Origin of the sequence: Gemmatimonas phototrophica (genome assembly GCF_000695095.2) — a bacterium.
In the GTDB taxonomy this organism is placed as follows: Bacteria; Gemmatimonadota; Gemmatimonadetes; order Gemmatimonadales; family Gemmatimonadaceae; genus Gemmatimonas; species Gemmatimonas phototrophica.
On the sequence record NZ_CP011454.1, the window covers coordinates 1,025,880 to 1,049,548 of the forward strand.

Below are 23,669 nucleotides of genomic sequence, written 5' to 3' on the forward strand. Positions count from 1 at the left end.
GAATCCTCACGGACAAGGGGGTTTTCACCCGCTGATGCCCAAGGCACCGTCACGGCAGACTACGAGGTACATGCCGTCGCTCATTCGTTTCTCCGTTGCTCAGCTGTGCGGAACGCTCTGTCTTGCGTTGCCCGCATCCGTGTTGGCCCAGCCGGCCGCTCCGCGCGATTCCGCGCATGGGGCCCGCCTGCCGTTCGGCACCGGCGAGGTGCTCGACTACAAGGTGAACGTGTCCTTCGGCGGCAACATTGGCCACGGGCAGATGCGAGTGGAGGGCCCCGTGGCCGAGCGTGGTGTCACCACATGGCGCCTGGTCTCGGAAATGAAGGCCAAGCGGGCCTTCGTGAAAGCCACCGACAAGACGACCTCGTGGATTGACCCGCTCCGCTTTGCCACCACCCGTTTTGAAAAGGTGGAGCGGCATCCGCTCTCCAACTCCAGCGAAACCGTGGAGATGGATCTCGTCGCCGGGACGTGGCGTGAGGCCAAGGGGGAGCCCCAGGCGCTCGCCTCTCAGTTCCCGCTGGATGAGCTCTCCTTCCTGTACTTCCTGCGCACGCTGCCGCTGGACAAGGAAGGGTCGCACCACTTCAACCGCCACTTCGATGACACGCGCAACCCAACCATGGTCACGGTGGGCGCGGAGGAAGCGGTGGACACACCGCTCGGTACGTTTCCGACCCGCGTGGTCATCATGCACGTGCGCGACCCGAAGCACTACAAAGGGGTTGGGCTCATCAAGATCAACATTGATCTGTCGGCATGCCGGCTCCCGGTACGCATCGTGAGTCGCATGCCCATTGTGGGCACCACCACCCTCACGCTGGTGGGACGAACGGACTCGCCAAATCACTGCGAGTCGTAACGCCCCTGCCTCGCACCATGGGCCGGTAGTCGGATAACCCCCTACAGGTGCGAGATGAGACCCTCACCAAAGATACGGACAGCCCCGACCGCGCGCCTGCGGTCCCGAAGCGAATCTCATCCACACAGGTGATACGCTAGTCGGACCAAACACTTCTGCTGCACTGAGGACAACACGATGCGCTCCCTGATTTCGCATCTCTCCATATCCGCCGCCGCGCTGCTGCTCATCGCCGCCACCCCGAGCAGCATTCCCGGTGCACTGACGCTGGGCGAAGGGAGCCGCCTCTGGTTTGACGGAACATCCACTCTCCGCAGCTGGAGCTGCAGCGCCGACAAGATCGACGCCACGCTCAACTCGCCGGTGGATGACGTCATCGACCACACCCTTGATGGCAAGAAAGTGGCAGGCACCGTGCAGGTGGATTTCCCCGTGAGCAAGCTCGAGTGCAAGAACGGCACGATGAACGAGCACATGGGCAAGGCGCTCAAGACCAAGGAATTCACGAACATCCGCTTCACGATGACGAGCTACGATGTGGCCAAGGGCAGTGCCGTAACCGGCACGCTTCAGGGCACGCTGCAGCTGGCCGGCAAGACGATGCCGATTTCGGTGCCGGTCACCTTTGGCACGGCGGCCGACGGCGCGATGCGCGTCACCGGCAAGGTGCCCGTGAAAATGACCGACTGGGAAGTCAAGCCGCCCACGCTCATGCTCGGCTCCATCAAGGTCGGGCCCGTGGTCACCGTGAACTTCGATCTCCAGCTGCAAAAGGGCACCACCGTTACGCAGTAAGTATGACGTCAGTACGCAGTACCAACACTCCCCTCTCATTCAATTCCGAGACACGATTTTATGACTCGCACTCGTCTCCTGGTTGCCGCCACCGGTCTGCTGGCCGCCCTCAATCCCCTTGGCGCGCAGTCTACCACGGATAGCGCTGGCGTTTCGCAGCGCACGCTCGATATCCAGTATCTCCGCCCGCAGGATCAGCGCGGCATCAACATGTTCGAAACGCCGAAGGTGGCGGGTGCCGCCTACAATGGCTTCAAGGTGCAGTGGGGCGCGGCCTTCGCGCAGCAGTTCCAGGGGCTGACCCACAAGAACACGGCCGACTCGGTGTTCCAGGGCGCCACGGCAGCCGTTCCGGGCAATGCTGGCGCCGCTGCTGTCGCCAATCGCAATCGCTTGCAGCGCATCGGCAACGGCTTCAACAACGCCGTTGCCAACGCCTACATGCACGCGCAGCTCGCCAAGGGTATCCGTATTCAGCTCACCAGCTATCTCTCGGCGCGCCACCATAACGAAACGTGGGTGAAGGACGGCTTCATTCAGATTGACGACACGCCCATCGATCTGCCGATCCTCAACTCCATCATGAAGTACACGACCATCAAGATCGGCCACTTCGAAGTGAATTACGGTGATTTCCACTTCAAGCGCTCGGACAACGGTCAGGTGCTGTACAACCCGCTCGTCGGCAACGCCATCATGGATGCCTTCACGACCGAAGTGGGTGCCGAAGCGATCTTCCAGAAGAGTGGCTTCCTCGCCGTGGCCGCACTGACTAACGGTGAAGTGCGCGGACAGATTCTCCGTGCCTCCGATCGCTCGCCCGCCTTCATGGGCAAGCTGGGCTTCGACAAGCAGTTGAACGCCGATGTGCGCACACGGCTGACGGCGTCGTATCGCAACCAGGGATCGGCCGCCAACAACACGCTCTACAGCGGTGACCGCGCCGGCTCGCGCTACTACTACGTGCTCGAAAACTACGTCTCCACGGAAGCGGCCAACTTCACCTCGGGCAACATCAACCCGGCCTTCACCGACAAGGGCAACAGCGTCATGGTGAACCCGTTCCTCAAGGTGAAGGGCGCCGAGTTCTTCGGCATGTACGAAGTGGCCAAGGGTCGTGCGGCGCCGAATACGAACCCGACGCGTGAAGTGAAGCAGTACATGGCGGAAGGCACGTATCGCTTCCTCAAGGGCGACAAGCTCTTCCTGGCGGCCCGTTGGAATCAGGTAACCGGCGACCTGGGTGGCCTGAACAACAACATCACCGTGACCCGGGCGAACGCGGGTGGTGGCTGGTTCATTCTGCCCACGCTGCTGCTCAAGGGCGAACTGGTGACCCAGAAGTACGAAGGCTTTGCCCGCACGGACATCCGGAACGGTGGCCAGTTCCGTGGCTTCATGCTCGAAGCGGCCACCAGCTTCTAAGGCGGGACGTCACACCACGAAGCGTCAGCGCCACGATCAGCGGGCCTCCGTTCCCTCGGGAACGGGGGCCCCTGCCCGTTTCGCCCTTCCATTGCCGATGCGCGCCCGAAGGGTAGCTTCGCGTCATGGCTCTCTTCCTCGCTCTCCGACGCGGCGTGGTTTGGTCCGCCGCCTTCGTCTTCAGCGCGTCCTGCACCAGCCTGCTGGACGCTCAGCCAGCTTCGGCGGCCGGTCGATCGTCGCGTCCCCAGCCCGCGCTTCGGCACGGATTTGCTCCCGAACGGCTGGCGCGCATTGACACCATGCTCAACGAAGCGGTGCGACGTGAGGAGGTGGGAGGGCTCGTGGCCTATGTGCTGCGTGACGATCAGGTGGTGTACGAACGCGCCGTCGGGTGGAGCAATCGGGAGCAGCGCATTCCCATGGCCCCCAATGCCCTGTTTCGCATTGCTTCGCAAACCAAGGCGCTCACCAGTGCAGCGGTGCTGATGCTCATGGAAGAGGGAAGATTGTCGCTGGGCACACCCGCCAGCCGGTTCATGCCGACCTTTGCGCGCACCACGGTCGCGGAACGGACGGATACCGGCGTGACCATCGTGCCGGCGCGGCGCCCCATCACCATCAAGGATCTGCTCACCCATACCGCCGGCATTTCGTACGGCGTGGATGCGACGGTGGCCGAGAAGTATCGGGCCAAGGGGCTAGGGCCGGCAGCAGGCTATGGCTGGTATACCGCCGACAAGAGCGTGCCCATTTGCACCACCATGGATACGCTCGGGACATTGCCGTTTGTGGCCCAACCCGGCCAGCGTTTCGTGTACGGCTACAACACCGATGTGCTGGGGTGCATTGTGGAGCGGGCGTCGGGGAAGCCACTCGATGTGTTTTTGCGCGAACGGCTCACGCAACCGCTGGGCATGATGGATACCCACTTCTTCGTGCCGGAAGCCAAGCGCGCGCGCCTGGTCACGGTGTACAGCAGTAGCGCGCAAGGCACCACGCGGGCCGAAGACGGTGCGAAGGGTCAGGGGCACTATGTAGACGGACCACGCATGAGCTTTGCCGGTGGTGCCGGGCTGGTCTCCACGGCGCAGGACTATGCGCGCTTTTTGCAAATGATCGCGCACCGAGGCAGCTGGCGTGGCACGCACTATCTCGCGCCGCACACCGTGGGGCTCATGACCTCACACCAGATTGGAGCGCTCTACGGGCCCGGCCTCGGGTTTGGGCTGGGCTTTGAGACGGTGGAAGCATATGGCGCCTCCAACCTGGCCTCCCGGGGAACGTTCGGCTGGGGCGGCGCCTACGGATCCAATTACAAGGTTGATCCCGCTGAGGGATTGGTCATTGTCGTGATGATGAACCAGCTCCCCAACACCAGTGACGTGGTGGCACGCTTCCAAACCATGCTGTATGCGGCATTGATGGAGAGCCGGGCGCGGTAGTTGGCCGTTGGTCTTCACCACCCTTTCCAGAGAATCCCTATGCCTCGCGCAGTGCCTCGGCTCGTTTCACATCTGACGCTCTTGGTGGCGCTGATCATCGCGCTGCCACGTGCGGCCCACGCCACCTGGTCGGTGATCGCCGTGGACAAAGCCACCGGACGGGTGGTCATCGCGTCAGCCACGTGCGTGAACAACACCGACAGCTTTCTGATGGGCGTGCAAGCCGTCATCGTCCCCGGCAAAGGCGTCGCCGCCTGTCAGGCCGGTGTCGATCGCACCAAGGCCAATCAGATGCTGGTGTATCGCGAGTTGCAGAAGGGCACCGACCCGGCGCGCATCATCGAGATGCTCTCGGAAGACCCGGCCTTCCAGTCACGGCAGTTTGGCATTGTGGACCTGCAGGGCCGCCACGCGGGGCACTCCGGACTCGCCAACGGCTATGTCACGCAGGACATGCAAGGGCAGGTGCCGGGCACGGAGATCTACTACTCCATTCAAGGCAATATTCTTCGGCCGGGTGACGTGGTCCCCAACGCCGTGCGAGCGTTTGTACAGACCCAGGGCTCGCTCACCGATCGGGTCATGGCGGCCCTCGAAACCGCGGACCGCTTTGGAGGGGACAGTCGATGTGACTGCCCACCGTTGCCGGCTGGCGGGAGTGCGGCGCTGATCGCCTGTGAAGGGCGGACATCGTACATCGCCTACATCCTCATGGCCAATGCCACCGACACCAGCGGCGATTCTCACAACAATGGCACGTACGCCATGTATCTCACGGTGACGCAGCCCGATCAGGGTGGCCCCAACGCCATCAAGCCCGGGGAGAATCTCAATCCGGTCAAAACCCTGCGCCTGCGCTACGATACGTGGCGCAAGACGCAGCCGAGGAGCTTCAAATGACCCGCCGTGCCACACGATGGATTGCTCTCGCAGGAGGGCTGGCCGTTGCCCTGAGCACCGCACCGGGGCTGCTGTCGGCGCAGCCCCGCGCTCCCATGCGGGTGCTGTCGCTCACATCAAGTGCGTTTGACGATGGGGCGCTGATCCCCGCGCGCCATGCGCAAACCGGGCGCGATGTGTCGCCGCCACTGGCGTGGCGTGGCGCGCCCGATTCCACGCGGAGCTTTGTGCTGGTGGTACACGATGCGGACGCCGCTGCCGGCGATGGCACCGACGATCTGCTGCATTGGCTGGTTTGGAATATTCCCGGCACCGCGAACTCGCTGCCGGAAGGGATGGCGGCCGGCGCACAGCTCCCCAACGGCGTGCGCCAGATCAGTGCGAGTGGCCCCTACTATCGCGGACCGGCGGCGCCGGCCTCGGGTCCGGCTCATCACTATGTCTTTGAGCTTTACGCACTGGATATCGCCGTCAGTCAGGCACCGGCGGCCCTGCCGCCAGCGCTCACTCGCGCGACCATCATGCGGGCCATCAGCGGGCATGTGCTCGCGAAAGGTGTGCTGGTGGGGCGGTACCAGCGACCGGCACCATAGCGGGACTAGTTGTTACCAGCTTGACACACGGGGAAGGTGAGGTGGTGACGAAGGCAGGAGAGAATCGACCATGCGCATTCTCTTCTGCACCGACACCTATCCACCACAGCTCAATGGCGTGAGCGTCGTGACGGCCGCGATGGTGGCGGGGCTGCACCGTCGGGGATGGGAGTGTGCGGTGATTGCGCCTACGTACCCACCGGGAACGCGGGACGTGCTGCCTGTTCCGGTGGCGGTCGCACAGCATGCCGTCCCGGCGTTCTCGTGGCCTCCGTATCCTGACGTTCGGCTTGCCCTGAATGCGCGCGGTCGGGTACGCGACATCATTCGGGACTTTGCGCCCACGGTGGTGCACTGCGCATCCGAGCTCGCGATCGGGCGCGCCGGATTGCTTGAGGCGCGGGCCCACGGCATTCCCGTCTGCACCACCTACCACACGGATTTTTCGCGCTACTGTGACGCGTACGGTGTGCCCTGGCTGCGACCGGCGGTGACCCGTTGGATTGCCCGGTTTCACCGGCGGGCAGATCTCACCCTGACGCCGTCCCGCGCGGCACGCCAGTCACTGCACGATCTCAACGTTCGTCATGTCCGCGTCTGGAGCGGCGGCATCGACGCCGATCAATTTCATCCCCGACACTTCTCCCTCCTCACGCGCCATCGCCTGGCCATGGGCCAGGCGTTCACGTTCCTGTACGTCGGGCGACTGGCGCCGGAGAAGAGCGTGGAGGTGGTGCTGAGCGCGTTCGCGCGGCTCGCTGCCCAGTGCCCGGCGGGCAGCGTCCGGCTGCTGGTGGCCGGGACCGGCCCCAGCGAGGCGGCGCTGCGCAATCAGGCCCCGCCAGGCGTGACATTTTTGGGAGCGGTGAACCGCGCGACGGAACTCCCGGCGCTGTACGCGAGCGCCGACGCGTTCGTGTATGCCTCAACCACCGAAACGTTGGGGCTGGTCGTTCTGGAGGCGATGGCGTCCGGGCTGCCGGTCGTGGCCACCCCGGCGTTGGGGGTGGGTGACTTCCTCGAAGATGGACGCAACGGGCTCGCGTTTCCCGCCTATAACGTAGACGCCTGTGCGCAGGCCATGCGGCAGTTGTGCACTGGGGAGTCGCTGCATGAGCGACTGCGATCGGGGGCCCGCCAGACGGCGGAGCGCTTCGCCGATGGTGCCGAAATGGATCGGCTTGATGGGGTACTGCAGGATCTCGCCCACACGCCCCTGCCCGAAGCGCCAGCCCATCGCCTCTTCAACGCGGCGCGTGCACTGCCAGATAGTCGCTGAACAGGGCATCCCAGATCGCGCCCCACGAACGCGCGAGCGCCACTTCCCGCGCTCGGAGCCCACGACGAACCACGTCGGGGCGATCTTGCACTGTTTCGTGCAGCACCTGGGCAAACGCATCCGCTTCACCAGGCGTGGCCAACCACCCGGTGTCGGGCGGTACCACTTCGCGTGAGGGGCCGACATTGGCGGCCAGCACCGGCACACCAGACGCCATGGCCTCCAGCATCACGTTGCCAAAGGTGTCGGTGGTACTCGGAAAAATGAGCACGTCACTGCTGGCGTAGGCCTCGCTCAAGGCGGGGCCTTCCAGTTTCCCCGTGAAGGTACTCCCTCGAGGGGCTGCGTTCCTAGCGGTGTGCTCGTAAGGGCCATCACCCACAAACAGGCAGCGAATTTTCCCCGGGTGCGCGTCGGCGACCTGATGCAGGGCGGAGATGGCCACGTCGATCCCCTTTTCGGCGGCGAGCCGGCCGACATAACTCACCACCAAAGTGCCGGCATCGGCTCCCAGCCGCTCGCGAAAGGCCTCACTGCGATACGACGGCGAAAAACGCTCGCTGTCTACGCCACGGGACCACACAGAACACCCGGTAAAGCCTTGTGCCGTCACTTCGTTCACAATGGACTGTGTCGGGCAATACGTACGCTGTCCGCCGTTGTGGAACCAGCGCAGGTAGGCCCACCCTGGCGTTGCCAGCAGCCCAAGGCCGTAGTGTCCGGCGTACGCCGTAAAGCTGGTGTGGTAGGAGGAGACGAAGGGCACCCCCAACTGCAGCGCCGCCCGCCGCCCGGCCAGCCCAACTCCAAACTCCGTGGCCGCATGTACCAGCGTCGGGTTGAAATCACGCAGCGCCGCGATCACCGCCGTCGAGGACGGCCAGGCGAGTTGCAACTCGGGATACGCCCAGAACGCCCGGCTCGGGAAGCGCACGGTGTCCGGGTGCGGCTGCGCGTGGGCATCGGTAGTGGTAAACACTCGTACCTGCCCACCACGGGCGCGTACCGCCTCGCACAACCGCGCAAGCGTGCGCGCCACGCCGTTGACCTGCGGATGAAAGGTATCGGTGAACAGGGCGAGTCGCAGCCCCGTCAGATCACTCACGGATGTCGACACGGCGCGTCAGGACTCCCGACCGTCAACAACACGTTGATAGACCGCGAAGAGTTGATTCAACACCGTGGGCCAGCCGTGTTCGGCCGTCGCGAAGCCCTCGGCGCGCTCGCCCAGTTGGGTGAGATCCGCATCAAAGATGCGCACCCCCTGTGCTGCCACGGCACTCGCATTCCCCGCTTCGTACGTGAGACCACCACCACTGCGCAGGACGTGCTCCGCCACGGCGCCACGGTGTGCACTGAGCACCGGCGTGCCACAGGCCATGGCCTCGACGGCCGAGAGCCCGAAGGTTTCCGCCGGCCCGGGCGCGACATACACATCAAGAGCGGCCAGCAGGTCGGCGAGGGCGTCGCGTTCCTGCAGGTACGGGACAAAGAGCACGCGCGGGCCGTAGGGATGCGCGCGGAGTCTGGCCTCTTCCGGGCCCGCGCCTACCAGGACCAGACGGGCACCAGTGGTGCGCTCGACGTGTGCCCATCCATCGAGTACCACGTGGAGTTCCTTTTCGCGCGCAAAGCGCCCCACGTAGCCCGCCAGAGGCCCTTCGGGCAAGCCGTGCGCGTGGCGGGTTGCTTCGCGGTCTTGTCGTCGTGCCGACGTGAAGGTGGTCAGATCGACCCCGAGCGGTACATGCTCCACCCGCTCGATCCCCTCCCGACGCAATTCATCTGCACCGCCGCGTGTGGCAACAATCGTGGCACTGAACAGGCGATCGAGCTGACGCAGGTACGCCCAGGTTGCCTTGGTCAGGCGCCGTTGTGTGGTGGCACTGCCACCCACGACGCGCGAGAGCACCCCGGCGACATCGGTGTGATGAAAGCTGACCATGGGAATCCCCTGTCGTTTCGCTTCCGGCGACAGGAGCCAGGGGACCATGAACGGGCTGCCGACCTCGATGATGTGGGGACGTTCGTGGCGCACGATACGCGCCAGCGAGCGCCACGAGAGCATGACGCGATACGGCTTGTGACGCGGGATTGCCGGACCACGCAAGCGGAACAGGCGCACGCCGCTCTCGTCGCTGATGGCGTCCTGATCACCGGGCACGACAATGGACTGTCGGAGGTGCGGACGCGCGGCAACGAAGCGTGACTTTTCCCGGAGATAGGTCCGTATCCCGCCCGATGTTTCCCCAAACCATTCCGTGGCATCCAGAACCCCCAGCGACGCCTGTGGCCGCAGGGGTGGAGCAGACGACGTATCGATCAACGCAGGAGTGGGTACGCCGTAAGCAGGGCAATAGCCTGGCCAACCAGCACGTCACCCGGGTAATGCACCCCGAGCATCACGCGCGAAAAACCGACCAGCAGCGCGAGAATGAGCAGCGGTACGGCAAGGGCCGGAAAGGCGGCGGCAAAGCCGACCGCGACGGCCATGGCGGCACAGGCATGACCGCTGGGAAACGAGAACCGATCAGGGACATCCACGAGTGACGCCACCGACCCATGCAACCGTGGGCGCGGACGTCCAACCGTGCGTTTGATGCACTGGACGGCCAGGTGCGACCATCCCAGCAGGAGCAGGGTGCGCCAGCAGACTTGCCACATGACCATCGGATGGATGAGGGCCAGCAGCGTCAGTCCAATGCTGGCGACGGCGCCCCCCAAATGGGTGATGGCCGACCAGAAATGGCGTTGCAGGGCGGCACACGATGGCGTAAGCGCCAGTCGGGCGAAGACGGCACGATCCCGTGCGTCGAGTCGCTGAATCCATGGGGTCATGGCCTAACATGATGAGATCGTTCGGCGACGATCTCATGGGCATCGTGCAACGCACGAGTAACGCCCCGGCCCCGGAATGATCACGAAGCCGGGGCGTTTGGTGTGCCCGGAAGGTCGATGGCGCGCGTTACGTCAGCAGCTGACGCACCGGTGGTTGTTTTTCGCGCCCATCCCTTCGAGCAGCTTGATGGTGTCGAGGTAGGGGGAGGTGCGCTGAATGGGGCCGTTGGCCATGTCCACCGTGGTCTGGCCCGTGCGGGCCACGAGCGTGGGAGTGGCGCCCTTGGACACGAGGTACTTGATCATCTCGTTGTCACCGCGCGCGGCGGCATGATGCAACGGCGTGTAGCCGGCAAAGTCACGAGCATTCACATCGGCGCCCAGCTCTTCCACCAGCATCTTTACCGTGGGGAGCCAGCCGTCGTTCACGTGACGGTGATCGTTGCCCGCGAACCCGGTGCCGTAGCCCACCCCGGCCGCCGCGTGAATGGCCAGGATACCAAGCCCCCCTGGTGGCACAGGCGGCAGGCCGGAGGGATCAGCCGCAGGGGCTGCCGCACCCGGACGCCGCGCCCGTGGCGCCGGCTTGATGGTGCCAATGGCGGGGTCGGCGCCGGCCTTGAGCAGAAGGCGCATGGCGGTGGTGTCCGTGGCGTACGCCGCGCGCAGGAAGGGCGTGGCGCCGTTGAAGTCCACCCCGAGATTGTCGCGGTTGTACGTGGTATACCAGAGGGAGCGTGAGAGGCGCGCGTTGGGGTTGGCCTTGGCCGTCAGCAGCGCCTGCATGACCTCGATGTACGTGGCCTGCTGCTGCAGCTGAAACGCTGGCTGCGGGGTGCGGGTACTGGGGGCCCATTCCTTGTTCAGCACGGCAAAGAGGGGCGCCGCACCGGCATCACTGGCCAGGTTCGGATTCGCTCCGCGCGCAATGAGTACCATGGCCAGATCGTAGTGGCCATTGATGGTGGCCATGAGCAAGGGGCTGGTATGGTCGCCGGCGCTCACCTGATTGATGTCCGCCCCGCCGTCGAGCAGCGCGACGGTGGTTTCCACTTCCCCTTCGCGTACGGCCAGCAACAGGGCCGTGAGGCCGCCCTGGACGCCCAGCAGCTCGTTGTAGGCCGGATTGTCGTCGTCCAGCCCCCGACCGCCCTGCGCGGCCAATCGGGCCTCCTCGGCGGCGGTGGCCGCCCGCACGCCGGCAATCGCCTGCGCCGACGCAGCAGCCTGCTCCACTTCACGCGATGCCTTTACGGCGGCCTGCACCTGCGCGGGGCTGGGCATCCAGTTGGGATTGTTGGCCTGCCCCTGCTGTTCGCGCAGCTGTTGCAAGAGCGCGTCGCGACGGTTCTTGGCCTGCCGGTCCTGCGCGGCGCTGGCCATGATGTCCATGGTGCGCGCCGCCAGGGTGTGATTGGCTCCCGCCTTCAACAGCAGTTGTACGGCCGCGGTGCGCCCTTTGCCGGCCGCGATCATGAGCGGGGACTGGTTCCAACCCGGCTCAATGGCATTCACATCGGCGCCAGCCTTGAGCAGGGCAACAATGGCCTCGGGCACGCCGGATAACGCGGCCAGATGGAGTGGGGTCACCCCTTCGGCGGTGGTGGCACGGGCATTGGCGCGCGCCGAGAGCAGCTGGCGTACCACGGCGGCGCTTCCCGCCTCGCTGGCCACGTGGAGCGGCTGGTATGCCCCCACGCGCGTCGTCGTTGACAGGCTGGCCTTGGACCGCAGCAGGAGCGCCGTCATGGCGGAGTCCCCGCGCTGGGCTGCCCAGTGCAAGGCCGTCATGCCATCGCCTTGGGCGACATTCACGTCCGCCCCCTTGGCCACCAGCGTACGCAGCGTGGCCAGATCGCCCTGCATGGCCGCGTCTGCAACTGGTGCAGTGCCGGGCCCAATGGGGAGCCGTGGCACCCACCCTGGCAGCAGCGCCATGGGGAACACCATGGCGGCGCCCCCAACCAGCTGGCGCGCCATGCGCGGCAGCACGCGCGAAACTCGAGTCAGCATGTGTGGATCTCCAAGGTCAGCACGCGTTCAGAAGGTGAACTCGCCATTGCTGTCACCAAAGGTGTTCAGGTCGTCCATGCCGATCTTGTGCAACAGGCTGAGCATCGCGTTGGCCATGGGGGTCCCGTCGGGGGCGCGCAGATGCTGATTGCCGGCGTCCTTGCCATGGCCACCGCCCAGCACGATGAGCGGACAGCGCCGGTGATTGTGCGTGTTGCTGTCCGACATGGGCGACCCGTAGATGATGGTCGTCCTGTCGAGCAGCGGCGTATCCCCGTCCATCGTGGTCTTGAGCTTGTCCAGCAGATACGGCAGCAGGCTCACGTGATACTTGTTGATTTCGGCGAACTCCTTCACCCGTGCCGGATTGTTGCCGTGGTGCGAGGCGGGGTGGAAGCCGGTCATGACCCCGCTGTCCGGGTAGACGCGTGCCGAGGCGTCGCGCCCCATCTTGAACGAGAACACGCGCGTCATGTCACTCTGCAGGGCGAGCACCTGCAGGTCGAACATGATCTTCACGTGGTCGCCGAAGTTGTCGGGCACGCCGGCCGGCGCGCCGGCCAGTTCGCGCTCTTCCCCTGACGTGTTGCGCGCCTCCACCTGCTGAATGCGCCGCTCGATTTCACGGATGTGATCGAGATACTGCTCCATGCGACGCCGGTCGCCGGCGCCCAATTCGCGGTTGAGCTGCGCTACACGACCCGTGATCCAGTCGAGAATGCTGCCGGTGCTCTTGTTGCGCGCGGCGCGTTCCTCCGGGGTGCCGCCGGCCCCGAACAGCTGCTCAAACGCCACCCGCGGGTCGCGAATCATGGGCAGTGGATCGGTGGGCGAGCTCCAGCTGATCGAGTCGGTGTACATGCACGAATAGCCGTACGCGCACCCACCCGCGCGGTCCAGCGGTTCAATGCACAGCTGCATGCTGGGAATGGGCGTGGCCTGTCCGAAGCGCTTGGCGTACAGCTGGTCCAACGACGTGCCGGCGAAGATGTCGGAGCCTTCCGTCTGTGTCGGATGCGATTGCGTCAGAAACACCGCGCTCGAGCGGAAATGGTCGCCGCCGATTTCTTCCGGCTTGTACGCCTCCGCCATTCGCACGTCGGTGTTGCTGATGATCGTGAGATACTGCCGCCACGACTCCAAGGGCGACAGCGACGTTTTGGAGAGATCGAAGGCGCGTCCGGTCGTGGGCGGCGCCCAGAGGTTCTCGGTCAGTCCGAACGGTGCACAGCCGGCGGCGCCGTGCACCATTTCGAGCGCGAGCAACCGGGTGGGATTGGCCGCGTGCCCGAGGCGACCCAGCACGTTGGCGGGTGTCATGGCGTCGAGGTACGGCAGCGCCACCATGGTGCCCATCCCCTTGAGAAACGTGCGGCGCGGCATGGGCTGCCGGATGATATTGGCCATGACTGTGCTCAGTGAAAACGCGAGGACGCGCCCGACGGGCCGCTCTCGACAGTGGTGGACGATTCGAGCTTCTGCATACGGAACGCGGGGCTGCGGACCACCCCCATGATGTACGCTGACATCCGGTGCTGCTGGCCACCGGCGTCGCGGACAATGCGGCGCACGCTGGGCATATCGTGGGCTTCGATGCGACGGCCCACGGCATAAGCCATCAGATTGCGCGTGAACGTGCGCAACAGCGCATCCTGGCGGCGCAGCAATGCCGCTTGCAGTTCGCCGGCGTTGTTGGCGGTCGTGCCATCCCACAGGTCGCCGCGCGAGTCGATGGGCATGCCGTTGTCGCGCCGCCGCAGTTTCCCCGTGACATCGTACTGTTCGAGCGCGAGGCCAATGGGGTCCATCATCTTGTGGCAGCTGCTACACGCGGGATTCTTGCGGTGCTGCTCCATGCGCTCCCGCACCGTCAGCGGACGCGCCCCATCGCTGCCCGGAGTGGCTTCCAGATCGGGCACGCCGGGCGGCGGCGGTGGCGGCGGGCTGTTGAGCAGCACTTCCATGACCCACTTGCCGCGCTCCACCGCCGAGGTGCGTGTGGCATGCGACGTGAGCGTGAGGACACTCGCGTGCGACAGCAAGCCACGTCGCGTGGCGTCGGGATACTTCACCCGGCGGAACGCCGGCCCCACCACGTTCTTCATCCCGTAGTGTCGCGCCAGCTGTTCATTCACGAAGGTGTAATCGGCCCGGTACAGATCGAGCACCGGGCGGTCGCGCTTCACCAGATCGTCAAAGAACATCTCGGTTTCGCGACGCATGCCGTTCTTGAGCTGCTCATCGAAATCGGGATACTGGCGGATATCCGGGGTCACCACATCGAGATCCGGCAGGCGCAGCCACTGCGCGGCAAAGCGCGTGGACAATGCCTGCGCGCGCGGATCGGCGAGCATGCGTTTCACTTCGCGCTCAAGGCCACCGGGCTGCGACAGTGTGCCGCGCGACGCGGCCGAAATGAGCGCGGGGTCGGGCGGCGCCGACCAGAGGAAGAAGCTCAGTCGTGAGGCCAGATCGATGTCACGCAGCGCGTACGGCGTGTTGAGTGTGGCCGAGCTGGGCGCCCGCTCAAAGCGGAACACGAAATCAGGGCTGGCCAGCATCCCCTCGAGCGCGAGGCGAACGCCCTGCTCGAAGCTGCCACCGGTGGTGCGCCCCGCGTCGTACAGCGACATGAGCCCCTGCCGATCATCGTCCGTAAGCGGACGACGGTAGGCCTGGGTCCCCAGCCGGTTCACAATGGACAGCGCACAGGGGCGTTCGCTGGCCGCTGACGTTGGGCGGCAGGAAAAGAGCTGGCGCCGCACCGGCGAGTCGCTCACGCCCGTGGGTGCATAGGGACCGGTCACCGTGAGTTCCCGCAAGTGCGGCAACAGCGTGAAGCCGTAGGCTACCGCGTTCGACGTGCTGTTCAGCGAATACTTGAGCGGCGAAATGAGATCCTGCACCACGCCCTGGAAACGCGGCGGAATGAACGCCGCGGAAATCTTGTGCGGTCCGGCCGTGACTTTGACCGGCAGCGCACCCTGCGCCACGCCGTTGGGGTCGGACGCGTGCATGAAGCGGTCCACTTCAATCAGCGCAACGCGTTCGCCATCCACGGCGATCTCCAGCGCTTCTCCACGGGCCAGTCCACCGGCAAACGCGCCGGTCGTTTCGTGGAAGAAGTTCACCCCGAACCGGTATTCCCCGTCGGCGGGGAACGTATGCGTCACCACCATACCACCGCGCGTGCCGTAGGGCGCGCCCTCCACGTGCGTCGTCTGCGACGCCATCTTGGGCATCGTGTACGTGGTGGCGCCGGCGCTGGCTTTGGCGTTCCCAACGGCGAGCCAGCTGATGTCACCCGCAGCACGCAGGTACGCGCCCAGCAACGTCGGGGAGAGCGCCTGCACGTCCGCAATGTTGTCGAAGTTGTCGCTCTTGGTATCGGGCGGCAGATAATTGGCCGCGTCAACCTCGAGCCCGAGCAGCTGCTTGACCGCGGCCTGATATTCGGCGCGATTCAGTCGCTGAAAGGTACGGCGCCCCGGATCCGGGTTGAGGACGGCCATCGAATCCAGGCGCGTCTCCAGTTCCAGGACGAGTGCGTCGAGCGTGTCCCCCTTGGGGCGCGCCGAACCCACTGGCGGCATCATCCCCGCGCGCAACTTGGCAACCATGCCTTCGGCCACGTCCATCTGACCAAAGGGGGTGGCGACATCAAAGCGCGACAAGGTGAGGTTGCCACGCTTCATGGTGTCGTTGTGGCACTTGCCACAGTACTGCTTGACCACCCCGTTCAGCGCGGCGGGTGCCATGCGGGCCGGGACGGCGGCGCGCCGCGGCAACACGGGATGCGACACGGCAGGGAAGGGGCGGGATACAACGGCCGGGCGGGCGGGCGGTACTGCAGCGCGAGGCGAGGGACGAGCGTTGCCGGAGGAGGGAGACAGCAGGGCAACAGACAGCGTCACAGCCAGCGCGGAACTCGTCTTCATGCCGTACCCCTGGTACGAGGCGGGAAACTGCGACGAAACGCGCGACAACACTGTAAGCTGCGGATAGTCCCGTAGGGACGCAAGGAACGGGGGGAAACCGAACGTAACCGCGTCATGGGTTATGGGTTATCGGGTTACCGTGTAACAGCGGTAACAGCTGGAACCGCGGGTACCGATGCACGCGGTTATCCGGTCACCCGATAACCCATAACCCATAACGCCTTTGCAGAATCGCCCTTACAAACCGCCGTTTCCGCGGTACCTTCGCCCCTGTCCTTTCCTTCGAGACTATGACGCTCCCGTTCGCCGCCGCTCTGGTGGCCGTTCTCGTGTTCGCGCCGGCGTCCGCGCCCGCCCAAAAGCCAGCGGCTCCTCCGTCGGCCACTGTTCAAGCCGACTCCGCCGTCGAAGCGCATGCGCGCCTTCATCTGGCGCTCAATGGCCTGCGTGATCGAGAGCAGGTAGAACTCGCCGAGCCCAAAAACAAAAAGCCCGATCTGCAGGCGGACATTCGCCAGCGGTATCGGGCTTTGCGGGCAGACTCCCTCAAAGCACACGGCGCCACGGCCGCGCAGTTTGCGGCCATGACCCAGCGCATCAGTGGGGATGATGCGTTACGGACGGTGTTTGAAGCGGCCTTGGAGCGGCTCAGCAAGAAATAGCGGAGCCGCTCCAGGGGGCCGCGTCGTGGCGCCTATTTCCGCGCCTCCAAAATGGCAGTGGCCCGCTCTGCCAGATCGGCCCAGTGGGCCTTGTGTACCGCACCCGCCGCGGTGGTCGATAACGTCCGGGCGTCGCGCTGGAGTGCGCGCAACTGCGCCCGGGCCAGCGCCGGCAGGTCACTCTGCGGGACGTTCGGCGCCGTGACAAACGGCGTGAAGCGTGGCGCCTGACCGCCAAATCCGCCGGGGCCCTGACCGCCGACGGGTGCCGCGGGAGGTGCAATCAGCGCCTCAAGGCGCTGCACATACACCCGCTGCAGCGTCCGCCGGTGAGCGTCCGGCGCCGCGCCGTTGAACAGCGCGCCCCTCACATCGCCCATGAACTCCGCCAGCGGATACGCGGCGGCCGCATCATAGTGCTCGGCCTCGGCCAACCGGCCCAGGCGCGCCGGTGACAAAAGAGAGGTGAGCACTCCGGCCGACCGCGCGCCGACCACCGTGTTGGGGCCAATCCGCGTCGTGATGCTGGCCGGCATCAGCCACTCCGGCGCGCTGAAGATGTTGCTGCTGATGAACGCCAGCGCCGCCTTTTGGCGTGTCTTGGGTACCACGCGATACACGGCCCCCGTCTGCTCACCGACTTTGAGGTCCACTTCCACGCCACCCACCACCGTCGCCACGTGGTTCACGTTGCCGAACCACCGGCCCACCGTCTCCTCGTAGAGTTCGCGCAGCTCGCCGAAGTCTTCCCCTGGCTTGCTGGTCCACGCGGCGAGATTCGGCAGGACGCGCTTGTAGTTCGCGGTTGAATACGTGGTGGCTTTCACCGGATCGTCGCCCAGATCTTCGGTCTGGTTGCGCGGATCGCCCGCCGCCAGCTGCTGCGAAGCAAAACGGTACGGAAACGGGCCGCTCTGCTGTGTGAGCCACCGGTTGAGGGTGGGGCGTTCTGCCTCTGCCGTCGGCGACGCAATGACCCGATAGCCCCAGTTGATGGCGTAGTCATCGAACGGGCCGACCCGACGAATGAAGTCCTTGGCTTGCAAGCCGTCGCCAGGCTGCGCCACGTAATTCTGCCGCGCGTAGTCCATGATCGTGGCGCTCACCCCGAATACGCGCGTAAACGACGGGCTGCGCAGCGAGTCCACCGGAAACGAGGCCGAGGCGATCATGTTGTGCTGCAAGCCGAGCGCGTGGCCGATTTCATGCGTGATGACCTGTCGCATCGTTTCGCCCATCAACTCCTCGGGAATATCGAGCGACCGGGCCAGCGGATTGGCGGCGCCGGTTTCCATGATGAGCCAGTTGCGATACGAGCGCATGTGGTTGTGGTACCACGTGATCTCGCTGTTGATGATTTCGCCGGAGCGCGGGTCGTGGGTGTGCGGCCCGGTCGCATTGCGCACGAGGCTCGCCGCCCATCGAACAATGCTGTAGCGCGCATCGTCCATGTCGAAATCGGGATCTTCCGTCTTGCTCGGGGCTTCCTTGGCGAGAATGGCGTTCTTGAATCCCGCTTTCTCAAACACCTGCTGCCAGTTCTCCACGCCTTCCTTCACGTACCGCTTCCAGCGCGCGGGGGTGGCGGGGTCGAGGTAGTACACGATGGGCTTGATGGGCTCCACCACCTCACCGCGCGCGTACGCCGCCGGGTCCTTGGGCTCGAGGCGCCAGCGGGTAATGAACTCCTCGCTCTCCGCCTTCTGGACATCCAAGCCGTAGTTCACGCGATTCACCGAGAAGTACCCCACCCGGGCATCGGCGTGACGCGGGCGCATGGGCACCTTGGGGAGCAAGACGATCGACTGACGCGTCTCCATCGTCACGGTGGCCCCATCCGCATCGCGGGGCGGAGTGGCGGCGTCGAACGTTTGCACCTGCCGCACTTCGATGTTGATGGGGAAGCTGCGCACACTGGCGATGTAGCTGCGCGCCGCATCGTAGCGGCGTACCCCATACGCCCGTCGCTGGGCCGCATCCAATCCGCTGGTAGCCGGATTGTCGTTGCCAAAGAAATCCGTCACATCAACCACGTACGACGCGCTGTCCTTGCCAAAGGCGGCAATGGGAAAGGCGCCAATAATGGCCGGATAGTTGTTCTGCGCCACGCTACGCGCAATGGGCAGCGTGTCATCGGCCACGGCACCGGTGTTGATACTCTTGAGTACGATGCGCTCATTCACGCGTTCAAAGCGCACCAGACGCTCCGCGAGCGAGCTGCCGGCGCTCAGAAACCCACCGGCACCGGCCGGCACGCCAGAGACGCGCGTGACCATGAGAAAATCGCGCCCGGCCAGCGAGTCCGGGACTTCAAAAAAGTACCGGTCGTCCACGCGATGCACCGAAATGCCGCCCCGCTCCGTACGCGCCCGCGCCGGAATGACCTGAGCGTACGGCCGCGGTCCGCGGCGCGCTGCTGCGGCACCGTCGATGGCCGGCCCGACACCGACCGGGGGCTGCGCCCCAACCGGCGGCGTTTGTTGGGCGCCCGTGCCGTCAACGGGTATGGCAATGCACGCAACGAGGGCGAGCGCGGGTATTCTGAAATCAGGCATGGTGGCAAAGCAGAGGGAGACTGGCGCCGAACACGAAAGCGGGACGAGATGCGCAATACTGTGTGACAGACGTCGAGAAGGCGAGGTAGAGCGACGTAGAACGGTGAAGTTCCAACTGCAGCCTCACCAGCGGTACGCCGACCTCCAGCATAGTGCCCACGACTTCCCTGATCATTGCTACGTACAACTGGCCGGCGGCGCTCGATATTGTGCTGCGCAGCGTGCGAAACCAGCGCTGTCTCCCTTCGGAGGTCCTGGTGGCCGATGATGGGTCGGGAGAGGCCACCCGGTTGATGGTCAAGGCGCATCAGACCGATTTTCCGGTCCCGTTGCGGCACGTATGGCATGAAGACCGGGGGTTCCGGCTCGCCGCCATCCGCAATGAGGCCATCCGTCAAGCCACCGGCGAGTACATCGTCCAGGTGGATGGCGACATCGTGTTGCACCCGCGGTTCATTGCGGCCCACACGCGTTTCGCCCGCCGTGGCAGCTATGTGCAAGGCAGTCGGTGCATGCTGGCGCCCGGGATTACCAGCGATCTGCTCCGGACGCGCCGGCATGAGGTGCGCTGGTTTGCCCGCGGCCTCGGAAATCGGCAGAACGCGTGGTACGCCCCCTGGATTTCGCGCTTCGTTGGCGGACCACGGGATGCCGACCGGCGAACCCGGGGCTGTCATATGGCGTTCTGGCGGGACGATTTACGCTCTGTCAACGGCTACGACGAACGGTTCGTGGGATGGGGACGCGAAGACAGTGAGCTGGCGGCGCGACTTATCCACGCCGGTATCCGGCGTCGGAACTTCAAGTTCGGCGCAGTGGCCTATCACCTGTGGCACCCCGAGGCGCCACGCGATCGCTACAGCGTCAACGACGCCCACTATGAGACCACCCTGCGGGAAGGTCGCCAACGCTGCGAGACGGGGTTGGTGCACGCCCTCTCGCCACAATGATGGCGGAGCGCTAACGTTGCGCCATGTCTTCACTCCGCTCCTGTCCATCCGCGCGGCGTTCCCGCACCCACGTCCTCACCACCATGCTGGCTCCCCTGGCGGTGAGCCTGCTGGCGGGGTGCTACAGCTATCGCCCGTTGGCCAATACGTCTGTGCCGGCCCGGACCGATCTCCGGCTGTACTTCACCGCCGATGGCGCCCGCAGTTTGCGCGATGCCGCCGGCTTTGAGCTGCGGCAGCTGGACGGCGTGGCGGTGCGCACGCTGGCGGACAGTGCCGTCGTCGTGCGCCCCAGTACGGTCCTGACGGTAGACGGTAATGAATTGCCGTGGCGTCGCGGCGAACTGGTGGTCCCCTGGCGTACGGTGGAGCGTTCCCAGCAGCGCACGATGGACAAACGTCGGACGCGCGGGTTTGCGGCGGTCATGGGCGCCGTCTTTACCGGTGTGGTGTACTTCGCGCTCAAGAGCATCAGCGGTGGCAGTGGTGCCACGCTTCAGTCAGGCGGCGGCGTTCCGGAATAGCTCGGGACAGCCTCCTCCCTTCAGCTCGTACCGTCTCCACTGGCGGCCAAGGCGCCCGCCGCACGCGGTTTGCGCGACAGCAACGCTGCCGACAGGAGGATGTACACCACGCCAACCGGCAGTGGTTCGAGCATCGTGATGGCGGCGTTGGTCAAGGGATTGTCGTATATCACCTTGAATTCGTCCATCTCGACGTTCATGGCGGCAATCTCCTGCGCCGTGGCACCGCGCGCTTCCAGCTTTTTCAGCGACGCCGCCTTGTACACGGCAAAAAAGTTGCTCTGGCCGCCAAAGTACCAGGCCTCCCACGTGGCGGTGTAGCACGCACTTGCCACGAGCATGATGGCGCTCCCCACCAGCACACCCCGCCCGAAGGTGATCGTGCGCGCCGGCTGGCGATCGCGGTACTGACGCACCCCGAAATAGATGCAGGTGAAGGCCACGACCATCGTGGCGTACCCCACCAGCATGCCATAATCCATGCCGAGCTGTTCATGAAATGGCAGCGTGGCGGCGAACATGGCCGACAGCACCGCGCCCCCCAGGAACCCGTACTTCAGGACGACCGACTTCATGACAACCTCCGTGGTGGTGAATGAAGCGGTATCCTGGGCAGAACCAACGGGTGGCGCGTCACCCGAACGGGTGATTTTTCGCCTCCCCGCCAAAAATCACCCGTTCAGGGGAGCAGACCAGCGTCGCGGGCCATCTGCACTGCCTGTGTCCGCCGCGTAGCCTGCAGCTTGAACAACACCCGGCTGGTGTGCGTCTTGACCGTATTCTCACTCACCGACAGCCGGGTGGCCATATCACGCGTGCTCAGCCCTTCGGCAATGAGGGTCAGCACGTCGTATTCACGCGGCGTCATCCCCAGCTGCGCCATGGCGTTTGCATTCGGTACAAAGGCCGAGCCCCCCGCGGAGGCGGGAGTGGTTGCGGTGGCGGCAGTAGGCACCGGCACCTCCACTCGTTCCAGCACCCGCTCCACCACCACCCGCTCGCGGGGCGACGTGAGCTGTCGGCCAAACCAGAGCCCCAGCCCCACGCAGACCACGGCGACCACGCCGGCGTACACGGAGGCCGTATCGGTCAGAACCAGCCACCGATACTCCGCGACTTGCAGGGCGGTGATTGCCAGTCCGGTCACCAGGCCGTACAGCAGGACCGTTTTCATGCGCGCCCCAACGGCTCATGGGCAGTCACCCCAATGCGGGGGCCCACCTGGCTGCTCAGCACCGGATGTAGTTTGGAGATGGTCACCGCCAGCAATCTACTGCCGCGCTTCGCTCCTTCAACGCGACGATCCATGCCTCTCCCTACCGACGCCGAGCTGAATGCCATTGGCGTCCTCAAGCGCCGCCTCATCGAAGCGCGGGTGCTCGCCCCCATGCTGGACGCCATGAGTGCCCGGTTCGGACGCGAGGCGGTCCAGGAGATCGCCCGGTCCGTCATCATCGGCCTGGCCGAGGCCCAAGGGGCACAACTGGCCAACAGCGTGGGCGGGTGTTCACTCGCCCATTTCGAAGGCACGCTCGATCGCTGGAAAGCGGATGACGCGCTGCAAATCACCGTGCAGGAGTCCACGACTGAGCGCTTTGCGTTCGACGTCACACGGTGCCGGTACGCCGAGATGTACCGGGAGCTCGGCATCCCCGAGCTTGGTGCCATCCTGTCGTGCAATCGTGATGCCGCGCTGATGGACGGCTTCAACCCCGACGTGGCGTTCACCCGCACCCAGACCATCATGGGCGGCGCCACGCACTGCGACTTTGTCTATACCCTCAAGCGCGCGCCCCGCGCGAGCGCATGAGCCACATGCCCGTGCACGCAGATGTAGTAGTCGTTGGGGGCGGTCTCGCGGGGCTGACGGCGGCCGTGCAGTTGCAGGCGCGAGGCGCACGTACGGTAGTGCTGGAAGCCGCCTCGCTCCCCGGCGGGCGCATTCAGTGTGTGCGAGATGCCGAGTCGTCGGTGCCGGTGGCCGATCTCGGTCCCACCTGGGTCTGGCCCGCGTTTCAGCCCGCCGTGACGCAGTGGATGACCGAACTCAATGTGTCGGCTCTCGCTCAGTACCATGACGGTGATGGCATCCTTGATGGCTGGGCACCAGCGCCCGAGCGGTACCTGCTGCCGTCTCAAGAAGGGATGACACGGCTGGTGGGCGGCCCGACCGCGCTGGTTGATGCGCTACTCGCGCGATTGCCCGTCACCAGTCTCCACACCGGGGCGGCGGTGAGCCGTATCCAACAGGACGAGCCGGGGGCGCTCCGTGTGATCACTGCAGGGGGTGAGCGATATGTCGCGCCACACGTGGTGCTGGCAACGCCGCTGCGGGTTGCCGCCCACACGATCGACTTGCCGCCACTCGATCCCCTCGTCGAGGCCCTGATGCGTGACACCCCCACCTGGATGGCGCCGCAGGCCAAGGTGGTGGCGATCTACGAAACCCCCTTCTGGCGTGCGCGAGGATTATCCGGCCGCATTGCCAGTCGCGTGGGCCCGCTGGGCGAAGTGCACGACCATACACCAGCCACCGAAACGTGCGGTGCGCTGTTCGGATTTGCCTCCTGGCCGCCCGCCCAGCGCCAACACCGTGAGCGTTTCGAGGCTGCTATTCTGGCCCAACTGCAGCGGTGCTTTGGCCCGGAGGCGGCAACACCACAGGCCCTGCACATCAGGGACTGGGCCGACGTTCCGTTCGCGGCCACACCCGCGGACCTGACGGAGCCCCCGCGGCATCCCGACCCTGCACCGGCACTACTGCGGACGCCACACTGTGATGGACGGCTCCTGCTGGCCGTTTCGGAAACGTCGGAAACAAGCACCGGCCTCATTGAGGGGGCTCTGCTGAGCGGCGAGCGTGCCGCTCGACTGGTTGTGTAGCCAT

Annotated in this window: 21 protein-coding genes; 12 read left to right on the forward strand and 9 right to left on the reverse strand. The window is 65.3% G+C overall.

Features of this window, described 5'->3' with window-relative positions:
* Positions 1-70: 70 nt before the first annotated feature.
* From GEMMAAP_RS04270 to GEMMAAP_RS04300, 7 genes are all read left to right on the forward strand, one after another.
* Positions 71-865 carry a DUF3108 domain-containing protein gene (locus tag GEMMAAP_RS04270; protein WP_026850104.1) on the forward strand — a complete coding sequence of 265 codons (795 nt, stop codon included), beginning with the start codon at positions 71-73 and terminating at the stop codon, positions 863-865.
* A gap of 177 nt (positions 866-1,042) precedes the next feature.
* Positions 1,043-1,660, forward strand: coding sequence for a YceI family protein (locus GEMMAAP_RS04275; protein ID WP_026850103.1), 618 nt, complete (start codon positions 1,043-1,045; stop codon positions 1,658-1,660).
* Between the two features lie 60 nt (positions 1,661-1,720).
* Complete coding sequence (locus GEMMAAP_RS04280; RefSeq protein WP_053334274.1) at positions 1,721-3,085, forward strand: hypothetical protein; 1,365 nt, start codon at positions 1,721-1,723, stop codon at positions 3,083-3,085.
* 125 nt (positions 3,086-3,210) lie between these two features.
* On the forward strand, positions 3,211-4,530 hold the full coding sequence (locus tag GEMMAAP_RS04285; RefSeq protein WP_043581083.1) for a serine hydrolase domain-containing protein: 1,320 nt from the start codon (positions 3,211-3,213) through the stop codon (positions 4,528-4,530).
* A gap of 39 nt (positions 4,531-4,569) precedes the next feature.
* Positions 4,570-5,430 (forward strand): DUF1028 domain-containing protein, encoded by an 861-nt coding sequence (locus GEMMAAP_RS04290; RefSeq protein ID WP_026850101.1) that lies wholly within the window; start codon positions 4,570-4,572, stop codon positions 5,428-5,430.
* Positions 5,427-6,023 carry a YbhB/YbcL family Raf kinase inhibitor-like protein gene (locus GEMMAAP_RS04295; RefSeq protein ID WP_053334273.1) on the forward strand — a complete coding sequence of 199 codons (597 nt, stop codon included), beginning with the start codon at positions 5,427-5,429 and terminating at the stop codon, positions 6,021-6,023. Before GEMMAAP_RS04290 ends, GEMMAAP_RS04295 begins: the two co-directional genes overlap by 4 nt.
* 70 nt (positions 6,024-6,093) lie before the next feature.
* Entirely contained in the window at positions 6,094-7,302 is a 1,209-nt protein-coding gene (locus GEMMAAP_RS04300) for a glycosyltransferase family 4 protein (protein ID WP_053334272.1), read from the forward strand.
* Here GEMMAAP_RS04300 and GEMMAAP_RS04305 read toward each other — a convergent pair.
* From GEMMAAP_RS04305 to GEMMAAP_RS04330, 6 genes are all read right to left on the reverse strand, one after another.
* Entirely contained in the window at positions 7,268-8,419 is a 1,152-nt protein-coding gene (locus tag GEMMAAP_RS04305) for a glycosyltransferase family 4 protein (protein WP_082821053.1), read from the reverse strand. The two genes, GEMMAAP_RS04300 and GEMMAAP_RS04305, sit on opposite strands and share 35 nt — an antisense overlap.
* 6 nt (positions 8,420-8,425) lie before the next feature.
* Complete coding sequence (locus GEMMAAP_RS04310; RefSeq protein WP_026850098.1) at positions 8,426-9,628, reverse strand: glycosyltransferase; 1,203 nt, start codon at positions 9,626-9,628, stop codon at positions 8,426-8,428.
* Positions 9,625-10,140 carry a phosphatase PAP2 family protein gene (locus tag GEMMAAP_RS04315; RefSeq protein ID WP_053334270.1) on the reverse strand — a complete coding sequence of 172 codons (516 nt, stop codon included), beginning with the start codon at positions 10,138-10,140 and terminating at the stop codon, positions 9,625-9,627. Before GEMMAAP_RS04315 ends, GEMMAAP_RS04310 begins: the two co-directional genes overlap by 4 nt.
* A gap of 132 nt (positions 10,141-10,272) precedes the next feature.
* Complete coding sequence (locus GEMMAAP_RS04320) at positions 10,273-12,153, reverse strand: ankyrin repeat domain-containing protein (protein ID WP_082821054.1); 1,881 nt, start codon at positions 12,151-12,153, stop codon at positions 10,273-10,275.
* A gap of 27 nt (positions 12,154-12,180) precedes the next feature.
* Positions 12,181-13,560: a DUF1552 domain-containing protein gene (locus GEMMAAP_RS04325; protein WP_043581081.1), complete on the reverse strand. Its 1,380-nt coding sequence runs from the start codon at positions 13,558-13,560 to the stop codon at positions 12,181-12,183.
* 8 nt (positions 13,561-13,568) lie between these two features.
* On the reverse strand, positions 13,569-15,956 hold the full coding sequence (locus GEMMAAP_RS04330) for a DUF1592 domain-containing protein (protein ID WP_053334269.1): 2,388 nt from the start codon (positions 15,954-15,956) through the stop codon (positions 13,569-13,571).
* Between the two features lie 425 nt (positions 15,957-16,381).
* Between GEMMAAP_RS04330 and GEMMAAP_RS04335 the strand changes: the two genes are divergently transcribed.
* On the forward strand, positions 16,382-16,753 hold the full coding sequence (locus GEMMAAP_RS04335; RefSeq protein WP_026850095.1) for a hypothetical protein: 372 nt from the start codon (positions 16,382-16,384) through the stop codon (positions 16,751-16,753).
* Between the two features lie 32 nt (positions 16,754-16,785).
* Here GEMMAAP_RS04335 and GEMMAAP_RS04340 read toward each other — a convergent pair whose 3' ends face one another.
* A complete protein-coding gene (locus GEMMAAP_RS04340; RefSeq protein ID WP_053334268.1) occupies positions 16,786-19,308 on the reverse strand; it encodes a zinc-dependent metalloprotease in 2,523 nt (840 codons plus the stop codon).
* Between the two features lie 152 nt (positions 19,309-19,460).
* Here GEMMAAP_RS04340 and GEMMAAP_RS04345 point away from each other — a divergent pair, with 152 nt between their 5' ends.
* Both GEMMAAP_RS04345 and GEMMAAP_RS04350 read left to right on the forward strand, forming a co-directional pair.
* Positions 19,461-20,258, forward strand: a complete 798-nt coding sequence (locus GEMMAAP_RS04345) for a glycosyltransferase family 2 protein (protein ID WP_043581079.1) — start codon at positions 19,461-19,463, stop codon at positions 20,256-20,258.
* Positions 20,259-20,281: 23 nt separating this feature from the next.
* Positions 20,282-20,782 (forward strand): hypothetical protein, encoded by a 501-nt coding sequence (locus GEMMAAP_RS04350; protein WP_145978995.1) that lies wholly within the window; start codon positions 20,282-20,284, stop codon positions 20,780-20,782.
* 20 nt (positions 20,783-20,802) lie between these two features.
* Here the strand turns inward: GEMMAAP_RS04350 and GEMMAAP_RS04355 are convergent, their stop codons facing one another.
* Entirely contained in the window at positions 20,803-21,357 is a 555-nt protein-coding gene (locus GEMMAAP_RS04355; RefSeq protein WP_026850092.1) for a DUF4199 domain-containing protein, read from the reverse strand.
* Between the two features lie 104 nt (positions 21,358-21,461).
* A complete protein-coding gene (locus GEMMAAP_RS04360; RefSeq protein WP_026850091.1) occupies positions 21,462-21,956 on the reverse strand; it encodes a response regulator transcription factor in 495 nt (164 codons plus the stop codon).
* Positions 21,957-22,088: 132 nt separating this feature from the next.
* Between GEMMAAP_RS04360 and GEMMAAP_RS04365 the strand changes: the two genes are divergently transcribed.
* Together GEMMAAP_RS04365 and GEMMAAP_RS04370 are read left to right on the forward strand one after the other, a co-directional pair.
* Positions 22,089-22,592, forward strand: a complete 504-nt coding sequence (locus tag GEMMAAP_RS04365; protein WP_043581077.1) for an L-2-amino-thiazoline-4-carboxylic acid hydrolase — start codon at positions 22,089-22,091, stop codon at positions 22,590-22,592.
* Between the two features lie 5 nt (positions 22,593-22,597).
* Positions 22,598-23,665 (forward strand): flavin monoamine oxidase family protein, encoded by a 1,068-nt coding sequence (locus GEMMAAP_RS04370; protein WP_053334316.1) that lies wholly within the window; start codon positions 22,598-22,600, stop codon positions 23,663-23,665.
* Positions 23,666-23,669 lie beyond the last annotated feature (4 nt).